Origin of the sequence: Pseudonocardia sp. NPDC049154 (genome assembly GCF_040648315.1) — a bacterium.
Taxonomy (GTDB): Bacteria; Actinomycetota; Actinomycetes; order Mycobacteriales; family Pseudonocardiaceae; genus Pseudonocardia.
In genome coordinates, this window is sequence record NZ_JBEZDN010000009.1 from 57,521 (window position 1) to 78,472 (window position 20,952).

Genomic DNA, 20,952 nt, shown 5'->3' on the forward strand with positions numbered 1-20,952 from the left:
CGGCCCCTCGGTCCCGCGGGCCTACTGGGGGGGGGGTGGGCCGCGCCCCCCCCGCCGCCCATGACCATGCGGATGAACCGCTCGAGGTGATCGTCGAGCATCTCGACGTCCACCGGGCTGCCGAGCTGTTGAGTGCCGACGACGAGGGCCAGACAGAAGCGGGCGAGTCCGTCGATGTCCGCGTCGGCGCCGACGATCTCCGCGACAGCGCCTCGGATCAGCGTGAGCCTGCGCCGGTCGACGTCGCGCTGAATCGCAGCGACGGCCGGGTCGATCGTGCTCCAGACCCGGATCGCGGCCTCCGCGTCGTGGGGGACGGTGCGCGCGAGCTTGCGCAGCAGCTCCAGCCGATCGAGCGGGTCGCCGGGCGCAGCGGCCAGCTCGGCGATCCGGTCGGTGCGGCCACCCCAGTGCTCCAGGAACTGGGCGACGAAGTCCGGCCAGTTGCGGAAGTAGTTGTAGAAGGAGCCGCTGGTCACGCCGAGGCGCTGGTGCAGCGCCGTCATCTTGAGGCCCTTGTAGCCGACCTCGGACAAGATCGCGATCGCCGCCTCGAAGTAGTCGTCTCGACTGACGTAGTGCGGCAAGGACGTCCTCCCCCTCGGGCGGTGCGGGCGGTGTCAGCATCGCACGTGCACGAGCCGTCGTCCGCCCTTGGATGATAGAGTCGTCTATGTTACGCTGCCGTACACGGTGTTCGACCCGACTTCCCTCGGCTGATTTCTTTGTGCCAATGTAGGGGTGATAGTCGACACACCGTTCGTGGCCCCTTCTGTGACGCCGACGTCAGGAGTGAACGACATGCAGGGCAGCACCGTGTCACACCCGGAGCTCGGCTGTTACCTCCTGGCGGGGGCGCCGGAGTCACCACGCGACCTGATCGACCAGGTGGCGGAGGCCGAGCGGCTCGGGCTCGGGTCCGCCTTCCTGTCCGAGCGGTGGAACATCAAGGAGGCGGCGAGCCTGAGCGGTGCGGCGGGCGCGGTCAGCAGCTCGCTGCAGATCGTCACTGCTGCGACGAACTCCAACACCCGCCACCCGCTGGTCACCGCGTCGTTCGCGACCACCATGCACCGGCTGACCGGTGGCCGGTTCACCCTCGGACTGGGGCGGGGCGCGAAGGTCATGTACGACATGTTCGGGCTGCCGGCGATCACGACGGCGGAACTCGAGGACTTCGCCGGTCTGATGCGCAGGCTGTGGCGGGGCGAGGCGATCGTCGGTCACTCGGGCCCGGCCGGGGACTACAGGCTGCTCGCGCTGGACTCGTCGTTCGACGAGGACATCCCCTTGGGGCTGGTCGCCTTCGGGCCGCGCACGCTCGACCTGGCCGGGCGGGTCTTCGACACCGTCGTGCTGCACACCTTCTTCACCGACGAGACCACCCGGCGATGCGTCGACACCGTGAAGTCCGCCGCCGAGCGGGTCGGTCGCGACCCGGATGCAGTGAAGGTCTGGGCGTGTCTGGCCACGGTGGGCGACCACCTCTCGGAGGTCGAGCAACGTCGCAAGATGGTCGGCCGGCTCGCCACCTACCTGCAGATGTACGGCGACCTGATGGTCCACACGAACGACTGGGATCCCGCTGTGCTGCGGCGGTTTCGGGAGGACTCGCTGGTCGCCGGCTTCCGGGGCCTGCTGGACGGCGCGGCATCGGACGAGGAGCTGGCGCACGTCGCCGAGCTGTTGCCCGACGAGTGGCTCGCCCCGTCCGCGACGGGAACCCCCGCGGAGTGCGCAGCCGCCGTCCGCGCGCAGTTCGACCTGGGCGTCGACGGGGTCATCCTGCACGGCGCGACACCGCACCAGCTCGGCCCGGTCGTCAAGGAGTACGCCACCACACCACCGTCCGCCATCGCGCAGGCCGCCGAGGCCTCGAAGAGGGAGATCCCGTGAAGATCGTCGTCGACCGGTCGCTGTGTACCGCCCTGGGCGTCTGCGAGTCCCTGGCCCCCGACCACTTCGAGATCGACGACGACGGCGAGCTCGTCGTCCTGCGGGAGAACGTGTCGCCCGAGGACCGGGACGCGGTCGAAGCCGCCGTCAGCGGCTGCCCCACCGCCGCGCTCAAGCTTGAGGACTGAATCCGTCCCAACCGCCCCAACAAGGAGATTCAACGATGAATTCCCCCGCCACGACCGACTCGATGTTCTCCGCCGAGGCGATTGACCCTCAGAGGTTGACCGACGTGCTCCATCGGTCGGTGCTTCCCGCCGACGTCGAGGTGACCGCACTGCGCACCGAGCGGGTCGGCAGCGGCCAGATCGCGGAGTGCCACCGGCTGATCCCAACCTACTCGGGCGACGCGGGCCGCGCGCCCGCCACCTTGGTGGCGAAGCTGCCGTCCAAGGACCCCGCAAGCCTCGAGTTCGCGCGGGGTGCCCGGCTCTACGCGACCGAGGTCGACTTCTACCGGGACATCGCCGACCGCCTGACGGTCCGGACCCCCACCTGCTACCACTTGGGCGTCTCTGCCGACGAGCAGGACTTCGTGCTGCTGCTCGAGGACATCGACCCGGTGGAGATCCAGGACCAGCTGACGGGCGCGACCACCACGGGCGCCGCCCTGGCGGTCCGACAGGCGGCCCGGCTGCACGCGTCGTCGTGGGGGCGCCCGGAGATCCTGGACCTGCCGTGGCAGCGAGACCCGAAGCCCTTCTGGGGGCACCTGGGAGCGAACCTGCCTGCACTGCAGGCCGGATGTCGGGCGCGGTACGCCGACCTGGTCCCCGAGGAGCACCTCGCCATCGGGGACCGGTTCGTCGAGGCGTTCCCGCGCTGGCTGTCCACCCTGACCAGGCAGTGCCTCTGGCACTGTGACTACCGGCTGGACAACATGCTCTTCCGGCCGGACGACGCCGCGGACCCGCTGGTGATCGTCGACTGGCAGGGGCTGATGCCCGGGCCGCCGGTGGCCGACGTCAGCTACTTCCTCGGCAACGGGCTGACCGAGTCCGACCGACGCGCCCACGAGTTCGACCTCCTGCGGGAGTACCACGATGAGTTGCTCGCGGGCGGTGTAGACGTCTTCTCCTGGCAGGACTGCGTCACGGCCTACCGGGCACACGCCTTCGCGGGCTTCGTGGTCACGATGGTCACCGCCGTCCAGGTGGAGCAGACCGAGCGCGGGGACCGGATGTTCTCCACCATGTTGCGTCGCCACGCGGACCAGGTGCTGCACAACGACTCGTTCGACGCGCTGCCCCCGGCATGACCCGCTACCGCCGCGAGCACCTGTGGGCGGCCCGGCTTCAGTGGTGGGCGGCCCGCTGGCGCGGCCTGTGGGTGCGCGCCCGGCGACTCTGAACCCAACCATCGATCCCCCGCGGAGGTACCCGATGTATCCCGGAACGCACGCCGCAACGGCGCCCGACCAGGTCGCCGCCCTGATGCTCGACACCGGCGAGTCGCTCACCTACGGGCGGCTCGAGGAGCAGTCCGTCCGCCTCGCCAACGTGCTGCGGGAAGCCGGCCTGGGCCGGGGTGACGTCGTCGCCCTGCTGACGGACAACGACCTGCGCGCCTTCGAGATCTTCTGGGCGGCGCTGCGCACCGGTTGCTACATCACCTCGATCAACCATCACCTCTCCCCGGAGGAGGTCGCCTACATCGTGGACGACTCCGGCGCGACGGCGTTGATCGTGAGCGCGAACAAGGCCGAGACGGCCGAGAAGGTCCTGCCCAACGTCCCGAGGATCGCGCTGAAGCTCGCCTTCAACGGCCGCGTCGCCGGGTTCGAGCCGTACGAGGAGGCACTCGCGGCGGCCTCGGACGTCGCGCCCGAGGACCAGCCGCACGGCATGCCGATGCTGTACTCGTCGGGTACGACCGGGCGGCCGAAGGGGGTTCGGCCCGCACTCCCGGACGCGCAGATCACCGAGGTCGGCGACCCGATGATGGGGCTGCTGGTGAAGTCCTTCGGGATGAGCCCGCAGACGGTCTACCTGAGCCCGGCCCCGCTCTACCACGCCGCGCCGCTTCGCTGGTGCGCCGCGGTGCAGGCCGCGGGTGGCACGGTGCTGGTCCAGCGGAGGTTCGACGCCGAGGGCTGCCTGGCCGCGATCGCGGAGCACAAGGTGACGCACGCCCAGTTCGTGCCGACCATGTTCGTGCGGATGTTGCAGCTGCCCGCCCTCGTGCGCGAGAGCTATGACCTGTCGAGCCTCAAGCTCGCCGTGCACGCCGCCGCACCGTGCCCGGTCGAGGTGAAGCAGAAGATGATCGAGTGGTGGGGCCCCATCCTCGTCGAGTACTACGGCGCCACCGAGGGCAACACCATGACCATGGTGGACAGCGCGAGCTGGCTCGCGAAGCCCGGCACGGTCGGCAAGCCCGCGATCGGCGTCCTGCACATCTGTGCGGACGACGGTACTGAGCTACCGACCGGGGAGACGGGTCTGGTGTTCGTCGAGCGCGAGGCCGTCGTCTTCGTCTACCACAACGATCCCGAGAAGACTCGAGCCGCGCAGCACCCGGATCACGAGAACTGGTCGACGCTTGGCGACATCGGGCACCTCGACGAGGACGGGTTCCTGTTCCTCACCGACCGCAAGGCGTTCACGATCATCTCAGGTGGTGTCAACATCTACCCCCAGGAGACCGAGGACGCGCTGGCCCTGCACCCGGCTGTGCACGACGTCGCAGTGATCGGCCTGCCCGACCCGGAGATGGGGGAGCGGGTGGTCGCCTTCGTGCAGCCGTCGCCGGGCACGGCGACCGGGTCCGAGCTCGAGGCCGCGCTGATCGGCTTCGTGAAGGCGCGTATCGCGTCCTACAAGGCGCCCAAGGAGGTGAGGTTCGTCGACTCCCTGCCGCGAACCGAGACGGGGAAGCTCGTCAAGGGCGAGCTGAAGAAGGCGGTCCTGGCCGCCGACGGATCGTAGGATCATAGAACAGTCTATGTTAGGCTCCGGTCGACGGGGCGCCGGATTTTCAAGGGAGAGATCATGGGCGGTTTCCACGCAGCAGACGAGGTTCACCACTTCCTCGGCGGCATCTTCGAAGAGGCACTGAAGGACGACTTCGTCGGCCCGAAGCTGGCGGCGACCGGGATGAGCCTCCGCATGGACTACACCGATCCGGACACGACTGTGCGCGTGGACTTCGCGAGCAAGGAGATCCTGGTCGGTGAGGCGGCGGCCATCGACTCGGACGCGACCCTCAGCATGACCGCGGACACCGCGAACCAGTACTGGCAGGGCAAGGTCAGCCTGCCGCTGGCGATGGCCCGCGGCAAGGTGAAGATCGGCGGGTCGGCGTCGCAACTGCTGAAGCTCGCGCCGATCGCGAAGGACCTCTACCCGCGCTACGTGAAGATGCTGGCCGACAACGGCCGCTCCGACCTCATCGTGAGCTGAGGGGGGACGATGACCTCGATAGCCGAGAACCGGACCCACCACCCGATCGACATCTCCGCGGACGACTTCTGGCGGAGGACACCCGATCAGCGGGAGGAGACCTTCGCCCGGCTGCGGGCCGAGGCGCCCGTCAGTTGGCAACGGCCCGTCTACAGCCCCGTTATGGGAGGCGACGACGGTTCGCCGGGCTACTGGGCGGTCGTGCGCGCGGAGGACATCACCACCGTGAGCCGACGGTCCGACGTCTTCTCGTCGGCGTCGGGCGGAGTGACGTTCGAGGAGATGCCGGACGAGATCCTCGAGATGGCCACCTCGATCCTCACGATGGACGACCCCCGGCATCAGAAGGTGCGCAAGCTGGTCAGTTCGGTGTTCACTCCCAAGCGGGTCAAGCTGATCGAGGAGCAGATCGCCAACCAGGCGCGGCTGATCGTCGAGGCCATCCGGGACAAGGGCGAGGTCGAGTTCGTACACGCGGTGTCCGCGCGGCTGCCGCTGTGGACGATCTCCGAGATGATCGGCATCCCGGAGGACCGCAGGCAGGAGGTCGTCGAGGCCGCCAACGCGATGGTCGGCTGGGGCGACGACGACACGATCGCCGAGTCCGACTCGGCCACCGTGATGTTGAATGGGATCGTCGCGCTTCACGGAGCTTGTCAGGATGTCATCGACGCTCGTCGGGAGAAGCCCGAGAACGATCTGATCACGGCGCTGCTGAGGGCTGAGGTCGACGGTCAGCACCTGACCGACGACGAGATCCGCGCGTTCTTCGTGCTGCTCTGCGTGGCCGGCAACGACACGACCAAGCAGACGACGACCCACACACTGCGCGCCTTGACCGACCACCCGGCCCAGCGCGACTGGCTGCTCGCCGACTACGATGCCCGCATCGGCCCGGCGATCGAGGAGTTCGTCCGCTGGGCATCCCCGGTGATGACCTTTCGTCGTACCGCGCTCGAGCGCTTCGAGCTGGGCGGCCAGGTGATCGAGCCCGGTGACAAGGTCACAATGTTCTACAGCTCGGGCAACCGCGACGAGACGGTGGTCGACAGACCGCGCGAGTTCGACATCACCCGCACGCCGGGGCCGCACGTGGCATTCGGCGGTGGCGGCGTGCACTACTGTCTCGGCAGCCACCTGGCCAAGGCGCAGTTGCGATCGATCTTCCGCGAGCTCTACACGCAGATCCCGGATATCCGGGCGGTGGGAGAGCCCAAGTACCTCGTGAGTACGTTCATCAACGGGATCCAGGAGCAGCGGTGCGAGTTCACCCCGCGGTGACCCCGCCACGGCGACGGGCGAGGAGGTCACGATCATGACGTCGGTCTTGCCCGGCTCGGCCGGGTCGCAGGTGCAGGACGTCGCGGAGGTCGTGGCAGGCCTGCGGAGGACCTTCGCGAGCAGGCGCACCCGCGCGATCGGCTGGCGGTTGGAGCAGCTCGACGCCATCGAGCGGCTCGTCACCGAGCGGGAGTCCGAGATCGCTGAGGCCCTCGCCGCCGACCAGGGGCGAACCGCGCACTACGCGTGGCTCGGCGAGGTGGCGCCGACCGTGGCGGAGGCCGCGTTCGCGCGCAAACACCTCCGCAGGTGGATGCGCAAGCAGCGCACCGGGCTGCCGCTCTCGATGCTGCCCGGTCGTGCGGAGTACCGGTACGAGCCGCTCGGCGTCGTGCTGGTGATCGGGCCGTGGAACTACCCGGTCTACCTCACGCTCAGCCCGCTGGTCGCGGCCGTGGCGGCGGGCAACTGCGCGGTGCTCAAGCCCTCGGAGCACACACCCGCCACCTCAGCGCTGCTCGCCCGCCTGATCCCGCAGTACCTCGATCCTGCCGCCGTCGCAGTGGTGGAGGGGGCGGCGGACGCTACCCAGGCTCTGCTGGCTCAGGCCATGGACCACGTGCTCTTCACCGGTGGGCCGGAGATCGGCAGACGGATCCTGGAGGGTGCCGCACCGCACCTCACGCCGGTGACTCTGGAACTGGGCGGCAAGTGTCCCGCGATCGTGGCCGCCGACGCTGACATCCCGGTCGCCGCGCGTCGGATCGCCTGGATGAAGCTGCTGAACTCCGGGCAGACTTGCATCGCGCCGGACTACGCGCTCGTCGACTCCCGGGTCCGGGACGAGTTCCTCGCGACGCTGACGGCGACGATCGAGGAGTTCCAGGTCGGCGAGCCGGCGGGCCGCATCATCGACGCGCGCCAGTTCGACCGACTCAGCAGACTGCTCGACGGGCACGGGGGCACTCTCCTCCGCGGAGGCTCGCTGGACCGCGAGGCGCTGACGCTCGACCCGGCCGTCGTGCTGGACCCGGACCCGGACTCCGCGCTCATGCAGGAGGAGATCTTCGGGCCGGTGCTGCCGGTGGTCACCACCTCCTCGCTGGACGACGCCCTGCGTCGCATCAACAGCGGGCCCAAGCCGCTCGCCGCCTACCTCTTCGGGTCCTCCCGGTCCGATCGGGAACGGCTGCTGAACGAGACGAGCTCGGGCGGTGTCGTCATCAACCACGCGGCGATGCACTGCTTGATTCCGCAACTGCCCTTCGGCGGCGTGGGCCACAGTGGAATGGGTGCCTATCACGGTCGCTGGGGCTTCGAGACCTTCAGCCACCGCAAGGCGGTGTTGGTCAAGCCCGCCAAGCCGGACCCGTCGGTGATGTACCCGCCCTACACGGAGTCGAAGAAGAAGTTGATGCGTCGCTTCTTCTAGCCCGCGTCCGGGTCGATTGCACGGAGAACTCCCGCCATTTCCGGCGGGAGTTCTTTGTGTTTCCAGCGCTTTTGTGAATGGTTGCTCGCAGTGTTTTCGTCGCTCGGCAGCAGGTTCACGGTGGCATGAACGGACGAACGCTCGGGGCTCGGGCGGTCCGTAGCGTTACCGTGCGTCGCAGCGCCACGCGCCTTCGACCGCGCCACTGCTCCGTACGTGTTGTCGTACACGGTGTTCGTCACCAATTCCGAGGACGCTCGTTGAGTACTTCGAAGCGCCCCACTGTGGCGCAGTTCGATCAATGACGATGACCGGAGAGCTTGCCGCATGCCGCCCACCGTGACAGGAGCGACCAAGGCCGTCGGAGGCTTCAGTGCCATGACGGTCGAGACCGTGCGTGCACTGGGCCGCCGGCCTTTCGCCTACCAGGAGTTCGTCGCGCAGACCTCCTTCATCGCCGGGGTGTCCCTGCTACCGGCGATCATGATCACGTTCCCCTTCGTCGGTGTCGTGATCTTCCTGCTCAACCAGCTGCTCGCCGAGATCGGCGCGATCGACCTCGCGGGCACGGTCACCGGGCTGGCGGTCGTCCGCGAGATCGGCCCGCTGGCGGCCGTCCTCGTGACGGCGGGGGCCGGCGCCACGGCCATCGCCGCGGACCTGGGAGCCCGCACCATCCGCGAGGAGATCGACGCCATGAAGGTGCTGGGCATCGACCCCATCCAGCGGCTCGTGCTCCCGCGCGTGCTGGCCTCGATCTTCGTCTCGCTGTGCCTCACGGCCCTTATCTCCGTGGTCGGCGTGGTGACCTCGTACTTCATCTCCGTCGGCCTCCAGGGCTCAGCGCCCGGCCAGTTCGTCGCGGTGCTCACCGTGCTCACCACCGACGCGGACTTCTACGTGAGCCTGGTCAAGGCGTTCGTCTTCGGCGCGGTCGCCGGGTTGGTCGCCTGCTACCGCGGGCTGAACGTGCGCGGCGGCTCGAAGGGCGTCGGCGAGGCCGTCAACGAGACGGTCGTGCTGGCCTTCGTGCTGCTCTTCGTCATCAACGTGATCATCTCGACCACGTACCTCCAGCTCGGCAACACCAAGCTCTGATCGCGGGAAGGAACACCGTGGTACTCGACAGCCCACGAGCCGCGCGGATCGTCGCCGCCCCGCGATCCGGACTGCGCGCCGTCGGCCATCAGGTCTCGTTCTACCTGAAGTCCTTCGGCTACATCGGCTTCGTCCTGACCCGCTACCGCAAGGAGGTGCTGCGCCAGCTCGGGACGGTGAGCTTCGGCGCGGGCGGCCTGGCGGCGGTCGGCGGGACGGTGGTGATCATCTCCGTCCTGACGGCGAGCGCGGGCATCGAGGGGGGCCTGCAGGGCTACCAGGCACTCAACGCCATCGGGGTCGACACCCTGACCGGGTTCATCACCGGTTTCGTCAACGTCCGGCTGGCCGCGCCACTCATCGCGGGCGTGGGCCTGGTCGCCACGGTGGGCGCGGGCTTCACCGCCGAGATCGGCTCGCAGCGCATCAGCGAGGAGATCGACGCGCTCGAGGTCATGGCCATCCGCTCCATCCCCTTCCTGGTCACGACGCGGATCATTGCCGGGGCCGTCGCGATCATCCCGCTCTACGCCGTGGCTCTGTTCTCGGCCTTCGGGGTGACCAAGCTGCTCGTCGTGCTCGGCTTCGGGCAGTCGCCGGGCACCTACGACCACTACTTCTCCACCTTCCTCATCCCCGCGGACGTCATGTACTCCTTCATCGAGATCATCGTCATCGTCGTCGTGGTGATGTCGATCCACACCTACTACGGCTTCAACGCCAGCGGCGGGCCCGCGGGCGTCGGGGTGGCGGTCGGGCGAGCCGTGCGGCTCTCCCTGGTCGCCGTCATGTTCACTGCGCTCGCCACGAGTCTGATCCTCTACGGCGACTCCGACACGCTCCACCTGTCGAGGTAATCCGGAGATGATTTGGCAGAAGATGCGGCTCGAGATGCTCGGGCTGATCGGCGTCGTCGTCGCGGTGCTCACCGTGGCAGCCGTCCTGGCGGCGTACCTCAAGGTGTTCGACCCGGGGGTCGAGGTGACGGTCAAGGCGGACCGTGCGGGACTCCTCCTGAGCCCCGAGTCGGACGTGTCGCTGCGCAGCGTGCAGATCGGCAAGGTCACGAAGGTGTCGCCTGACGGGGACGACGGCGCGCTCATCGACGTGCGGATCGACTCCGACCAGCTCGACCGGCTGCCTGCCAACGTCACCGCGCAACTCGTGGCGCCCACGGTGTTCGGCCCCAAGTACGTCGACCTGCTGATCCCCGAGCAGCCCACCCAGCGGCGGCTGGCCGCGGGCGAGACGGTGAACAAGGCCGTGACCCAAATCGAGGTCAACACGGTCTTCGACAGCCTGATGTCCGTCCTGACGACGGTCCAGCCCGCCAAGCTCAACGCCGGCCTCGGCGCGCTGTCCACCTCGCTGCAGGGCAAGGGCGACGACATCGGCGAGTACCTGGTGGAGCTCAACCGCTACCTCGACGCGTTCAACCCGGCACTGCCCACCGTGCAGCGTGACCTGGAGCTCCTCGGACAGGAGTCCGACGTCCTCGCCGGCCTGTCACCGGACCTGGTCGGGCTGCTTCAGACGTTCCCGACGACCGCGGACACACTGACCGAGAAGAGCGCGGCGTTCGACGCGTTCATGGTCAGCCTGTCCGGGCTGGCAGACGACGCGAACGGCTTCCTCGACGTCAACGACCGACCGCTGCGGGAGAGCCTCGACGTCCTGCGTCCGACCACGGCGCTGGCGGCCAGGTACTCGACGATGTTCCCCTGCCTGTTCCACAGTTTCAACAGCCTCCGCAAGATCACCGAGCCGTCGTTCGGCGGGAACCAGCCCGGCCTGCGGACCTTCACGAGCTTCGGACCGGGCCAGCGCGGCTACCGCTACCCGGACAACCTCTTGACGTTGGGCGTCGATCAGCCCGGTTGCAACCCCGAGTTCCCCTCGGGAACCGAGGCACCCAGGCATGTGCCCCACGACGACGGCGCTCCGCCCCTCATGACCCGCGACGAACCTCTCGAGGTCGGAAACCCGCCATTGGCCGTGCTCCTCTTCGGTGAGGCCGGAAAGGAGGCAGGTCGGTGAGAACCATCGGGCCGGTCCTGCGCCTGGCCGTGCTGGCACTCGTGGCGGTCGTCTTCGCAGCGGCAGTGATCATCACCTACGGTCGGGTGCGATTCCAGGACACGACGCCGTACACTGCCGAGTTCACGGACGTCTCGGGCCTGCGCCCGGACGACGACGTCCGTGTCGCCGGCGTCACGGTCGGCAAGGTGCGAGACGTGACGGTGGCCGAGAACGGAGTCGCCCAGGTGGCGTTCACCGTCCAGTCCCGCACCCCGCTGATGTCGGGCTCGACCGGCACCATCCGCTACAAGAACCTCGTCGGGCAGCGCTACCTGGAGATCGGCGAGGGCACCGGGGCTCCCACCCCGCTCGGCGCCGACGGCGTCATCCCGGTGGACCGGACGACACCCGCGCTCGACCTCGACCAGCTCTACAACGGCTTCGCGCCGCTGTTCGAGGGTCTGCAGCCGGAGCAGGTCAACGAGCTCTCGAGCTCGCTGATCGGGGTGCTGCAGGGCGAGGGCGGCGCCGTCACCAACCTGCTCGACCAGGTGGGGTCGCTGACGTCCACGCTGGCCGACCGGGACCGCGTCATCGGCGACCTGATCACCAACCTCAACACGGTGCTCGGCACGGTCAACGCCAAGAGAGGCCAAGTCACGACGCTCGTCGACCAGCTGCAGCAGCTCGTCAGCGGCCTCGCGGTCGACCGGCAGCCGCTCGGCGACGCCATCACGAAGTTCGACCGGGTGACCGGGACGGTCGACCGACTGCTGGCCGACGCCCGGCCGGACGTACAGGCCGACGTGGCCCAGATCCGCACCCTGGCCTCGACGATCAACGCCGACCAGGCCGCCGTCGACGACCTGCTGAAGAAGGTGCCGGGCTACTACGTGAACCTGAACCGGGTCGGCGGGTACCAGTCGTCCTTCCAGTTCTACCTCTGCGGTGTCCAGGTGCGGCTGGAGCTGCCCGGTCTGCCGGCCGTCATGTCGGACACCGTCGCGAGCCAGGAGGAACGGTGCCAGTTCTAGGAGGCAAGCGGATCTCGGAGCGCAACCCGCTCCACGTGGGGATCGTGGCGATCCTGCTCATCGCCGCCGCGATCCTGCTGGCCACGAACTCGGGGGCCATCTACCGCTCGATCACCGCGCGCTCGTACACGGCGGTCTTCGCCGAGGCAGGCGGCATGCGGTCCGGGGACGAGGTCCGGGTCGGGGGAGTGGCACTGGGCAAGGTCAGCGACGTCCGGCTCGACGGGGACAGGGTCGTCGCGACCTTCACCGTGGAGAACGGACCGCGGATCGGCCAGGACTCCCGCGCCGCGGTCAAGACGGCCACCCCGCTCGGGACGAAGTTCCTGGACATCCAACCGGCCGGGCCCGGCGAGATGGAGGCAGGCAGCGAGTTCCCGCTGGAACGCACCTTGTCGGCCTACGACGTGCAGGAGCTGCTCGAGAAGCTGACCCGCACAACCGAGGAGATCGACATCAACCAGCTGGCGGGGGCGCTGGACACGGTCTCGGACACCTTCCAGGACACCCCTGAGCCACTGGCGAACGCCGTGAGCGGACTGGGCAGGCTCTCCGAGACGATCGCCACACGCGACGAGTCGCTGCGCGAGCTGCTCGCGGGAGCGAACGGCGTCACCGGCATCCTCGCCGAGCGCAGCGGCCAAATCACCACGCTGATGACCGACGGCAACCAGCTCCTCGAGGAGCTCTACCAGCGTCGCGCCGACATCCAGTCCCTGCTCGCGAACCTCACCGCGGTGCTGAACCAGCTCAACGGCGTCGTCGACGACAACCGCGAGCAGATCCGACCCGCGCTCGACGAGCTCAACCGGGCAGTCGGCATCCTCGCCGCCAACCAGCGCAGCCTGGGTGCGGTCATCGAGGGCCTGCGCACCTACGCGACCTCACTCGGGGAGGCCATCGCGTCCGGGCCGTGGTTCTACGCGCTGGTGCCGAACCTCGTTCCGACGAACCTCGCCCAGCAGACCCTGCCGTCCCTGCTCGATTCGGCGACTCCGCCCGGTCTGACGGCCCCCGCGGAAGGAGAGCAGCCCCGATGAGCAGCACACCCCGCTCGCTGAAGATCGCCGCGGTCGCCGTGGCCGTCGTCCTGGTGGCTGCCGTCACGTTGCTCGTCACCCAGACGTCGACGAAGACGGTCGTCGCGGACTTCGACCAGACGATCAGCCTGTACCCGGGCGACGAGGTCCGGGTGCTCGGGGTCCAGGTCGGCACCATCGACGATGTCGAGGCGCTGCCGGACAGGATCCGGGTGACGATGTCCTACAACGCGGACGTCGAGCTGCCGGAGTCCGCGCAGGCCGCGATCATCGCGCCGAGCCTGGTCGGCATTCGCTACATCCAGCTCAGCCCGGCTTACACCGGTGGCCCGGCACTGGCCGACGGCGGCGAGATCCCGCTGGCCCGCACGGTTAGCCCCGTCGAGTGGGACCGGATCAAGAACCAGCTCACGGCCGTGGCCGACGCCCTCGGACCGCAGCCGGACGGTGGCGACAAGCCGCTGACCGGGCCGGTGACACGAGCGCTGGACACCACCTCGGCCAACCTCGACGGCCAGGGCGCGGCGATCAACGACACGCTGACGTCGTTGTCCAGCGCCATCACCACACTCTCCGACGGGCGCGGGGACCTGTTCGGTACGGTGCGCAACCTCGGCGTCTTCGCGACCGCCCTGAAGGACGCCGACGCCCAGGTCGGGCGCTTCAACACCCAGCTCGACCAGGTGTCGCAGGTGCTGGCGGACAACCGCGAGTCGCTGGCTGTCACCCTGGACACGATCGACCGCACGGTGCCGATCATCGAGGGATTCGTGGCCGACGTTCGCGGGCCCCTGCAGGACAACCTGAAGACCCTCGGCGTGGTGGCCAAAGAGGTCTCCGACCACCGCCAGGGTCTGGCCGACATCCTGCAGGTCGCCCCTGGCGCGGTGTCGAACTTCGCCAACATCGTGGACGACCGGAGCGGTGCGGTGACCGCCGCGCTCGGCGTGACGAACCTGCAGGACCCGGCGGCGTTCGTCTGTGACGCCGCCGCCGCCGTCGCCCCCGGTGGTGCCGCCGACCCGACCGCGGCCAACGCCTGTCGCAGCTCGCTCGGCGGGCTGCTCGACGTCTTCCGTATGCCGAACATCCCCGTGCAGGCCAACCCGCTGGTCCGTGGCGGTGGACCGCCCGCCGGCGCAGGAGGTCTGCCCCAGCTGCTCGTCCCGATCCCGGAGGCCAACTGATGAGGAGTGCTCGGGTGCTCCGCGGGCTGCGCCTCGGCGCCGCAGGCGCGGTGTGCGCGCTCGCGCTCACCGCCTGTGACTTCACCGGGGTGGGCTCGCTGCCCCTCCCGCTGCGGGAGGGGGCGGGCAGCTCGGCGATGCAGGTCACCATCGACATGGCCCAGGTCTCCAACCTCGTCCCCAACGCCGAGGTGAAGGTCGCCGACGTGACAGTCGGCTCGGTCGTCAAGACCGACGTCGACGACTGGCACGCGGTGCTGACCGTCGGGCTCAACGAGGGGACCGAGCTGCCCGCCAACGCGATCGCGCGGGTGGCGCAGAAGTCCCTGCTCGGTGCCGAGTATCTGGAGCTCGCCGCGCCGACCGACCAGCCCGCCGTCGGGCAGCTGCGCGACGGCGACCACATCGGACTCGAGCGCACCAACCGGTACCCGGAGACCGAGGAGGTGCTGGGTGCGCTCTCAGTGGTGCTCAACGGCAGTGGGCTCCAGCAGGTCAAGACGGTCACCGAAGAGCTCAACGCGGTGCTCGGCGGGCGCGAGCAGGACGTTCGGCATCTGATCGACAACCTGCAGACCCTGGTCGGAGCGCTCGACGAGCAGAAGGGCGACATCGTCCGGGCCGTCGACGGGCTCAACACGCTCAGCGGGACGGTGGCTGCGGACAACGAGGCGCTCGCCTTGGCCATCGACCGGGTGCCGCCCGCCCTGCAGGAGCTCAACAGCGACCGCGAGCAGCTCATCGAGACGCTGCGGAACTTCGCCTCGTTCTCGGAGCGCACCTCCGACACCGTCGACGCAGTGCGGGGTGACCTGCTGGCGAACCTGGCGAACCTTCGGCCCGCACTGGAGAAGCTGAACGAGGCGGGGACCGACGTCACCGAGTCGCTGCCGGAGATCCTCACGTTCCCGTTCCCGGCGACGACGTCGTTCCCGTCGATCTTCCGCGGTGACTACGGCAACCTGTTCGTGGTCCTCGACATCACACCGCAGGTGCTCGCGGACAACATGCTCGGCGGCTTCAAGCTGCCCGGCACCGGCGGTCCCCAGCTGCTCAACGCGCCCCCGCTGGGCGCGGGCCAGGTGCTCCCGGATCCGCTGAACGTCTTCGGCGACAACGGCTCGGGCGGTGGGGTCCTCGACCCGCTGATCGGCGCCATCCCGAAGCCGGCCCCGCCCAACCCCGGTCCGCCGGTGACCGATCCCACGACCGGCGCCCAGCCGGGCGAGCCCGCGAAGCAGCCGGGCGGACTGCTCGGCCCGCTCCTCGGTGGAGGCACCCGATGATCAGCAGGCTGACGAAGTTCCAGTTCGTCGCGTTCGTCGTGATCGCAGTCGTCATGGTCACGTACGGGGCGGTCGCCTACCTCAACGTGCCACGGCTGCTCGGCATCGCGCGGCACTCGGTCTCCGTGGAGCTGCCCGACGGCGCCGGGCTCTACCCCAACGGCAACGTCTCGCTGCGGGGTGTCACCATCGGCCAGGTGGACGACGTCGCCCTCACCGACACCGGGGCGGTCGCGCACATCCAGATCAGTGACGGCTACGAGATCCCACTGGACAGCTTCGTGCAGGTGCGCAGCACGTCGGCGGTCGGTGAGCAGTACATCAACTTCGAGCCCCGCAGCTCCAACGGGCCGTTCATCGCCGACGACACCGTCATCCCGGCGTCGGCGGTGACTTTGCCCGACCCCATCGGCGGGGTGCTGCAGAAGGTCGACAACCTCGTCCAAAGCGTGCCCGCCGAGAAGCTCAACTCCACGGTCGACGAGCTCTACGCGGCCCTCAACACCTCGGGGCCCGACATCCGGCGGCTCATCGACTCCGCGGGCTCGCTCACCGACTCGGCCGAGCAGGCGCTCCCGGAGACGCTCGGGCTCGTCAACGACGCCGAGCCGGTACTGGAGACCCAGGTCCGGACCGGCGAGGACCTGCAGTCGGCCGTGCGGAACCTCGCGGACTTCACCACCCAGCTGCAGCAGAGCGATCCTGCGCTGCGCGGCACGCTGGACAAGGCGCCACCCTTCCTCGACGAGGTCGGTGGGTTGTTCGACGACCTGCGGCCCACGCTGCCCGGCCTGCTCACTGACTTGACGTCGATCGGACAGGTAACGCGTGTCTACATCCCGCAGCTTGCGCAGACCCTGACGATCCTGCCCAACGCCATCAACAACCCGGCGGGCGCCGTCGTGTCGAGCCGTGTGCCCGGCACCACCCGCATCGACTTCGATCTCGTCATCAACGACCCGCCGACCTGCACCAACGGCTTCATCCAGGATCGGCGGGCGCCGACCGACCTTGGCTACGCGCCACCGGCCAAGGGCAACTACTGTCAGGTGTCCGAGAGCAACCCGCAGGCCGTTCGGGGCGCGCACAACGCGCCCTGTCCACCGGGCTCGCCGGGCGCCGACCGCGGCCCGAGTGCACGAGCGTGCGGCTGGGACTTCCAGACCGAGGAAGAGGACGACGCCACCGCCGCGGAGGCGATCGAGTTCCAGAAGCAGATCTTCGAGACCAACCCGAGATCGGTCGTGGAGTCCGGGCGCGTGCCCCCCGGCCGGACCAACACCGACCCGGAGACCGCGGGCCGCCCGCAGCCGCTCTCCCAGGCTCCCTACGACCTGGCCACCGGCGTGTTCCTCGCGCCGGGAGCGGGTGGGCCGATGATCTACGGCGACGCGCTGCCGTCCGGACCCAAGGACTGGCAGGGCATCTTCCTCGACCCGCTGGGGGTGACGACGCGATGACCGCGATCGGAGGAGAGTCCATGACACAGGTCGACGAGCGGTCTGCCGCTCAGGAAGTGGGCGAGCAGGCCCTCCGGCCCCGGTGGCGGCGCCGACCGCCGCTGCTTCCCACCCTGACGTTGGTGGTGGCCGTGCTCACCGCACTCGCCGCCGTGCTTGCGGTGTCCGCCATCTCGGCGAGCCACCGTGCGGACGACGAGGCTCAGGTACTGGCGATGGCCCGGCAGACGGCGCTCAACCTGACCAGCACGGACCCCAACAACGCGAACACCAGCTTCGCCCACCTGCAGGAGGCCGCGACTGGGCAGTTCGCCGCGGACCTCGCGGCCCAGCAGGACTCGTTCGTGCGGGTCGTGCAGAGCGCGGGGGTGTCCTCGCAGGGCACCGTCTCCGCCGCGGGCATGCAGCGGCTCGACGGCGACGAGGCCGAGGTCGTCGTCGTGGTGAACGCGACCGTGAAGAACGTCCAGACCCCCGACGGGGAACCCCGCCAGTGGCGCATGCACATGGACCTGCAGAAGCAGTCCGACGCTCGGTGGCTGGTCTCCGGATTGGACTTCGTGGCATGAGCACCTCCACAGACGACCGGCTCGACGACCGGACCCGCGAGCTTCCCGCCGTCGACGCCGAGCAGGCGCCCGCGGGACGCCGCCGGGCAGGCGGGCGGCGTCGACTCTCCCGCGTCCCCGTTCCGCACCCGACGGGTGCCGCGCGCCGCCGCATCGTCGTCGCCCTCGCCGCGGCCGCGGTCGTACTGGCCGGGGTCTCCGGCTGGCTGGGCTGGTCGGTGTGGTCCGACCACTCCATCGCGACGGCCCGCACCGAGGCCGTGGCGGCGGCATCGGACGCGGTGCCGAGGCTGCTGTCCTACGACCCCACCACCGTGGAGCAGATCCCCGCGCTCACCGACCAGCTCACCACCGGCCAGTTCCAGACGGTCTTCCACGAGACGTTCGACCAGCTCATCAAGCCCAACGCACAGGAGCAGCAGGCGACGAGCGTCGCCACGGTCGCCTCGGCGTCCTGGATCTCCGCCGACGGCGACGAGGCGTCGGTGCTGATGCTCCTCGACCAGCGTACGAGTAGCACGAAGCTGGTGGGGGAGCGGCTCGACACCGTCCAGGCGCGGGTGACCATGACCCGGGTGGACGGCACCTGGCTCGTCAGCGGGCTGGATCAGGTCTGATGGCCCAGCGCACCGGGAGACAGGCCGAGCAGCCGGAGCAGGCCGAGGTAGCGTCCGCCGCCGAGCCGACCGCGGAGGAGACCGCAGCCGAGCGCACCGAGCCGTCCACGAAAGTCACCACGTCGGTCGACACCCCGTCCGGCCCGGACGGGTCCGCTCCGCAGGACACCGACGTGGAGCCCGAGCCGGTCGCCGTCCCCGAGACGACCGCACCCTCCGCACCGCCGGCCGTCCCCGCGGCCGGGGGAGCAGAGGCCCACAGAGACACTCTCGAGCGGACACCGTTGGGTCGCCGGTGGTGGGCCGGGATGACGGTCGCGCTCATGCTGCTGGTCGCAGCGGTCGCGCTGGCCGTGGGCACCGCGGTGGAGAACCACCTCGCGGCGGGCCGCGAGGCCGACCGTGCGGTGGTGACCGACGTGGCCTCGCGCGCGGTCCAGAGCCTGGTCACCATCGACGGCCAGAACTCCCAGGGCAACGTCGAGACCCTGCTGAACATCTCGACCGGCGAGTTCCGGGACCAGCTCACCAAGGTCTCCGGGGCCTTTCAGGCGATCCTGCAGCAGGGCGCCGTGAAGTCGGCGGGCACCATCGGCACCGCCGGGGTCGAGACCGTGGATGGTGACCGGGCCACCGTGTTGGTCACTGCCAACACCGTGGTGAGCAACACGGAGATTCCCGACGGGACCCAGCGCAACTACCGCATGGTAGTCGAGCTGCAGAGGCAGGATGGCCAGTGGATGGCGTCCTCGGTGGAGGTGGCGCCGTGAGCATCGCGACGAAGGTTCGGGCCGCGGCGCGGCCGCGCATCCCCGGGCCCGTGCTGGCACGCGCCGAGCGCATCCCGCCCCCGCGCCGTCGCCTCGTCGTCATCGTGGCGCTGTCGGTCGCGGTTCTCGCGTTGGCAGGCGCAGCGCTCTACGCGGGCGTGACCTCGTACCGCTCGCACCTCGCCGACACCGCGCGAGTCGAGGCCACCACAGCAGCCGAGACGGCCGTGGCCGAGGTACTGAGCTACGCACCCCAGACGATCGACGCCGACATGAACCGAGCCCGTGGCAACGTGACCGGAGACTTCGCCACCCAGTTCAACGGGCTGCTCGGTTCGTTGGTCCAGCCCGCGGTGGCGCAGGGCCTCACCACCACGACCACGGCGAGCCGGGCCGCGGTGGTGGATGCGTCGCCGAGGCAGGTTCAGGTACTGCTCTACCTGCAGCAGCGGACGGAGAAGCCGGGCGCCCAGCCGGGCTCGAATGCGAGCAAAGCACTGGTGACCATGTCCGAGGTGGATGGACGCTGGCTGATCTCCGATCTTCGCACTGCCTGACGAGGCCATCAGCCACGCAGCGTCGCCAAAGCGAGCGCGAGGATCTCGGTCTCGATACGTGGCCGCTTGGCGAAGTGTCCAAGGCGGACGAGATCGTTGATGACCGTGAGGGCGGCTCGGACGTGGGCTCTGGCCGCCGGCTCCTCGAGTTCGAAGGAGGTGGCTACCAGGGCTCGGGTCCAGTCCCGCACCTCGGTGCGGAGAGTGTCCTGGGTCCTGGCCAGAGCGTCCGGCGGCAGATGCATGAGCTCGGACACGTAGACGCCCAGCAGGCTGCGGTTCTCCAGGGAGAAGCGGATGTACGCCGCCACCAGTGACACGAGGTCCGGAGCACGACCGGAGGTGCGGCGCGCGGCCTGGTCGGCCGCCAGTCGCTGGGAGGCGCGATCGAAGGCGGTCACGAGGATGTCGGCTTTGGTGGCGAAGTGGTGCAGGATGCTCGGCCCGGCGATGCCCACCGCAGCGCCGATGTCGTCCAGGCTCACACCGGTGTATCCGCGCGCGAAGAAGAGCTCGACAGCCGTGTCGACGATTTGTTCGCGCCGGGACGTCGGCTCGGGCGCTCGGGCGGCGGTGTCCGGTGCCGCGGGTGGTGCCCCCGCTGACGCGACATTCGTGCGTAGACAGGCCAATGCCGCCGACGTCAGCTCGTGGCGGTACTCCTCGGGCGTCAGACTCGTGTGCGTGGTCGACGGCAGCGAGAGCACGGCGGTGGCCGCGGTGACCAGGAGGCGGGCGTCCTCGGGTCGGATCTCGGGACGTTGGCGGCGCAGTCTCCGGGAGAAGCCGTCGATCACCTCGGCGAAGCGGGCCTGGATCTCGGCACGCGACTCCGGAGCGAGGAACCGCGATTCCCGCTGCAGCAGGACCCACATGTCGGGCCGGGCGAGCCCGACCTCGGCAACGGCCGTGACGAGGTCCTCGAGCGGGCCCGGTGAGGCCTCGTCGACCGCGGCCTGTACGAGGTCGAGGCCGGAGACGATGGCGGCGGCGAGCAGCGCCTCCTTGTTGCGGAAGTGTCGGTACACGGCCGGACCGGTCACTCCCGCCTCGGCGGCCACATCGCCCAGGGAGACCCGGTGGTAGCCGAGTTCGTGGAAGCGTCGAGCGGCCACGTGCGCGAGTTGGTCGCGGCGCTGGGCGGCACTGAGCCGCGCCGCCCGCGGAAGTGGGTCCCGTGGAGCCGGCATGTCGTCCCTCCCCACTCTGTCCGCAGATCCTGCCCCGCCGCTCATCGTGTCGTCG

Annotated in this window: 21 protein-coding genes; 19 read left to right on the forward strand and 2 right to left on the reverse strand. The window is 69.4% G+C overall.

Features of this window, described 5'->3' with window-relative positions:
* Positions 1-587, reverse strand: a 587-nt coding sequence (locus tag AB0B41_RS07575) for a TetR/AcrR family transcriptional regulator (protein ID WP_358200127.1), incomplete at its 3' end; no start/stop codon positions are given.
* A gap of 214 nt (positions 588-801) precedes the next feature.
* On the opposite strand from AB0B41_RS07575, the gene AB0B41_RS07580 reads away from it, so the two are divergent.
* From AB0B41_RS07580 to AB0B41_RS07670, 19 genes are all read left to right on the forward strand, one after another.
* On the forward strand, positions 802-1,896 hold the full coding sequence (locus AB0B41_RS07580) for a TIGR03857 family LLM class F420-dependent oxidoreductase (protein ID WP_358200129.1): 1,095 nt from the start codon (positions 802-804) through the stop codon (positions 1,894-1,896).
* Positions 1,893-2,084 (forward strand): ferredoxin, encoded by a 192-nt coding sequence (locus tag AB0B41_RS07585; RefSeq protein ID WP_358200131.1) that lies wholly within the window; start codon positions 1,893-1,895, stop codon positions 2,082-2,084. The genes AB0B41_RS07580 and AB0B41_RS07585 overlap by 4 nt, the downstream gene beginning before the upstream one ends.
* A gap of 104 nt (positions 2,085-2,188) precedes the next feature.
* Positions 2,189-3,214, forward strand: a complete 1,026-nt coding sequence (locus tag AB0B41_RS07590; RefSeq protein ID WP_358200252.1) for a phosphotransferase — start codon at positions 2,189-2,191, stop codon at positions 3,212-3,214.
* 124 nt (positions 3,215-3,338) lie between these two features.
* Positions 3,339-4,883, forward strand: a complete 1,545-nt coding sequence (locus AB0B41_RS07595) for an acyl-CoA synthetase (RefSeq protein WP_358200134.1) — start codon at positions 3,339-3,341, stop codon at positions 4,881-4,883.
* Positions 4,884-4,946: 63 nt separating this feature from the next.
* Complete coding sequence (locus AB0B41_RS07600; RefSeq protein WP_358200136.1) at positions 4,947-5,357, forward strand: SCP2 sterol-binding domain-containing protein; 411 nt, start codon at positions 4,947-4,949, stop codon at positions 5,355-5,357.
* 282 nt (positions 5,358-5,639) lie between these two features.
* Complete coding sequence (locus AB0B41_RS07605) at positions 5,640-6,638, forward strand: cytochrome P450 (RefSeq protein WP_358200138.1); 999 nt, start codon at positions 5,640-5,642, stop codon at positions 6,636-6,638.
* A gap of 34 nt (positions 6,639-6,672) precedes the next feature.
* Complete coding sequence (locus AB0B41_RS07610; RefSeq protein WP_358200140.1) at positions 6,673-8,070, forward strand: aldehyde dehydrogenase family protein; 1,398 nt, start codon at positions 6,673-6,675, stop codon at positions 8,068-8,070.
* 378 nt (positions 8,071-8,448) lie between these two features.
* A complete protein-coding gene (locus tag AB0B41_RS07615) occupies positions 8,449-9,168 on the forward strand; it encodes an ABC transporter permease (protein ID WP_358200142.1) in 720 nt (239 codons plus the stop codon).
* 17 nt (positions 9,169-9,185) lie between these two features.
* Entirely contained in the window at positions 9,186-10,025 is an 840-nt protein-coding gene (locus AB0B41_RS07620; RefSeq protein ID WP_358200144.1) for an ABC transporter permease, read from the forward strand.
* Between the two features lie 7 nt (positions 10,026-10,032).
* On the forward strand, positions 10,033-11,205 hold the full coding sequence (locus AB0B41_RS07625) for an MCE family protein (RefSeq protein ID WP_358200146.1): 1,173 nt from the start codon (positions 10,033-10,035) through the stop codon (positions 11,203-11,205).
* The gene (locus AB0B41_RS07630; RefSeq protein WP_358200148.1) at positions 11,202-12,221 is read left to right on the forward strand and encodes an MCE family protein; all 1,020 of its coding nucleotides are present in this window, start codon (positions 11,202-11,204) and stop codon (positions 12,219-12,221) included. The genes AB0B41_RS07625 and AB0B41_RS07630 overlap by 4 nt, the downstream gene beginning before the upstream one ends.
* Positions 12,209-13,261, forward strand: a complete 1,053-nt coding sequence (locus AB0B41_RS07635; protein WP_358200150.1) for an MCE family protein — start codon at positions 12,209-12,211, stop codon at positions 13,259-13,261. Before AB0B41_RS07630 ends, AB0B41_RS07635 begins: the two co-directional genes overlap by 13 nt.
* Positions 13,258-14,448, forward strand: coding sequence for an MCE family protein (locus AB0B41_RS07640; protein WP_358200152.1), 1,191 nt, complete (start codon positions 13,258-13,260; stop codon positions 14,446-14,448). The genes AB0B41_RS07635 and AB0B41_RS07640 overlap by 4 nt, the downstream gene beginning before the upstream one ends.
* Complete coding sequence (locus AB0B41_RS07645; protein WP_358200154.1) at positions 14,448-15,734, forward strand: MCE family protein; 1,287 nt, start codon at positions 14,448-14,450, stop codon at positions 15,732-15,734. Before AB0B41_RS07640 ends, AB0B41_RS07645 begins: the two co-directional genes overlap by 1 nt.
* Complete coding sequence (locus AB0B41_RS07650) at positions 15,731-17,194, forward strand: MlaD family protein (protein ID WP_358200156.1); 1,464 nt, start codon at positions 15,731-15,733, stop codon at positions 17,192-17,194. Before AB0B41_RS07645 ends, AB0B41_RS07650 begins: the two co-directional genes overlap by 4 nt.
* Positions 17,195-17,214: 20 nt before the next feature.
* A complete protein-coding gene (locus AB0B41_RS07655) occupies positions 17,215-17,763 on the forward strand; it encodes a hypothetical protein (RefSeq protein WP_358200158.1) in 549 nt (182 codons plus the stop codon).
* Complete coding sequence (locus AB0B41_RS07660; RefSeq protein WP_358200160.1) at positions 17,760-18,380, forward strand: hypothetical protein; 621 nt, start codon at positions 17,760-17,762, stop codon at positions 18,378-18,380. Before AB0B41_RS07655 ends, AB0B41_RS07660 begins: the two co-directional genes overlap by 4 nt.
* A gap of 308 nt (positions 18,381-18,688) precedes the next feature.
* The gene (locus tag AB0B41_RS07665; protein WP_358200162.1) at positions 18,689-19,150 is read left to right on the forward strand and encodes a hypothetical protein; all 462 of its coding nucleotides are present in this window, start codon (positions 18,689-18,691) and stop codon (positions 19,148-19,150) included.
* On the forward strand, positions 19,147-19,707 hold the full coding sequence (locus AB0B41_RS07670) for a hypothetical protein (RefSeq protein WP_358200164.1): 561 nt from the start codon (positions 19,147-19,149) through the stop codon (positions 19,705-19,707). The genes AB0B41_RS07665 and AB0B41_RS07670 overlap by 4 nt, the downstream gene beginning before the upstream one ends.
* Positions 19,708-19,715: 8 nt before the next feature.
* Here the strand turns inward: AB0B41_RS07670 and AB0B41_RS07675 are convergent, their stop codons facing one another.
* A complete protein-coding gene (locus AB0B41_RS07675; protein ID WP_358200254.1) occupies positions 19,716-20,942 on the reverse strand; it encodes a TetR family transcriptional regulator in 1,227 nt (408 codons plus the stop codon).
* Positions 20,943-20,952 lie beyond the last annotated feature (10 nt).

Bases quoted from the DNA above. Each gene is read 5' to 3' on its own strand.
- AB0B41_RS07580 (WP_358200129.1), top strand. From the start codon at position 802: ATGCAGGGCAGCACCGTGTCACACCCGGAGCTCGGCTGTTACCTCCTG.
- AB0B41_RS07595 (WP_358200134.1), top strand. From the start codon at position 3,339: ATGTATCCCGGAACGCACGCCGCAACGGCGCCCGACCAGGTCGCCGCC.
- AB0B41_RS07600 (WP_358200136.1), top strand. From the start codon at position 4,947: ATGGGCGGTTTCCACGCAGCAGACGAGGTTCACCACTTCCTCGGCGGC.
- AB0B41_RS07605 (WP_358200138.1), top strand. From the start codon at position 5,640: ATGCCGGACGAGATCCTCGAGATGGCCACCTCGATCCTCACGATGGAC.
- AB0B41_RS07610 (WP_358200140.1), top strand. From the start codon at position 6,673: ATGACGTCGGTCTTGCCCGGCTCGGCCGGGTCGCAGGTGCAGGACGTC.
- AB0B41_RS07615 (WP_358200142.1), top strand. From the start codon at position 8,449: ATGACGGTCGAGACCGTGCGTGCACTGGGCCGCCGGCCTTTCGCCTAC.
- AB0B41_RS07625 (WP_358200146.1), top strand. From the start codon at position 10,033: ATGATTTGGCAGAAGATGCGGCTCGAGATGCTCGGGCTGATCGGCGTC.
- AB0B41_RS07640 (WP_358200152.1), top strand. From the start codon at position 13,258: ATGAGCAGCACACCCCGCTCGCTGAAGATCGCCGCGGTCGCCGTGGCC.
- AB0B41_RS07645 (WP_358200154.1), top strand. From the start codon at position 14,448: ATGAGGAGTGCTCGGGTGCTCCGCGGGCTGCGCCTCGGCGCCGCAGGC.
- AB0B41_RS07650 (WP_358200156.1), top strand. From the start codon at position 15,731: ATGATCAGCAGGCTGACGAAGTTCCAGTTCGTCGCGTTCGTCGTGATC.
- AB0B41_RS07655 (WP_358200158.1), top strand. From the start codon at position 17,215: ATGACACAGGTCGACGAGCGGTCTGCCGCTCAGGAAGTGGGCGAGCAG.
- AB0B41_RS07660 (WP_358200160.1), top strand. From the start codon at position 17,760: ATGAGCACCTCCACAGACGACCGGCTCGACGACCGGACCCGCGAGCTT.
- AB0B41_RS07665 (WP_358200162.1), top strand. From the start codon at position 18,689: ATGACGGTCGCGCTCATGCTGCTGGTCGCAGCGGTCGCGCTGGCCGTG.
- AB0B41_RS07675 (WP_358200254.1), bottom strand. From the start codon at position 20,942: ATGAGCGGCGGGGCAGGATCTGCGGACAGAGTGGGGAGGGACGACATG.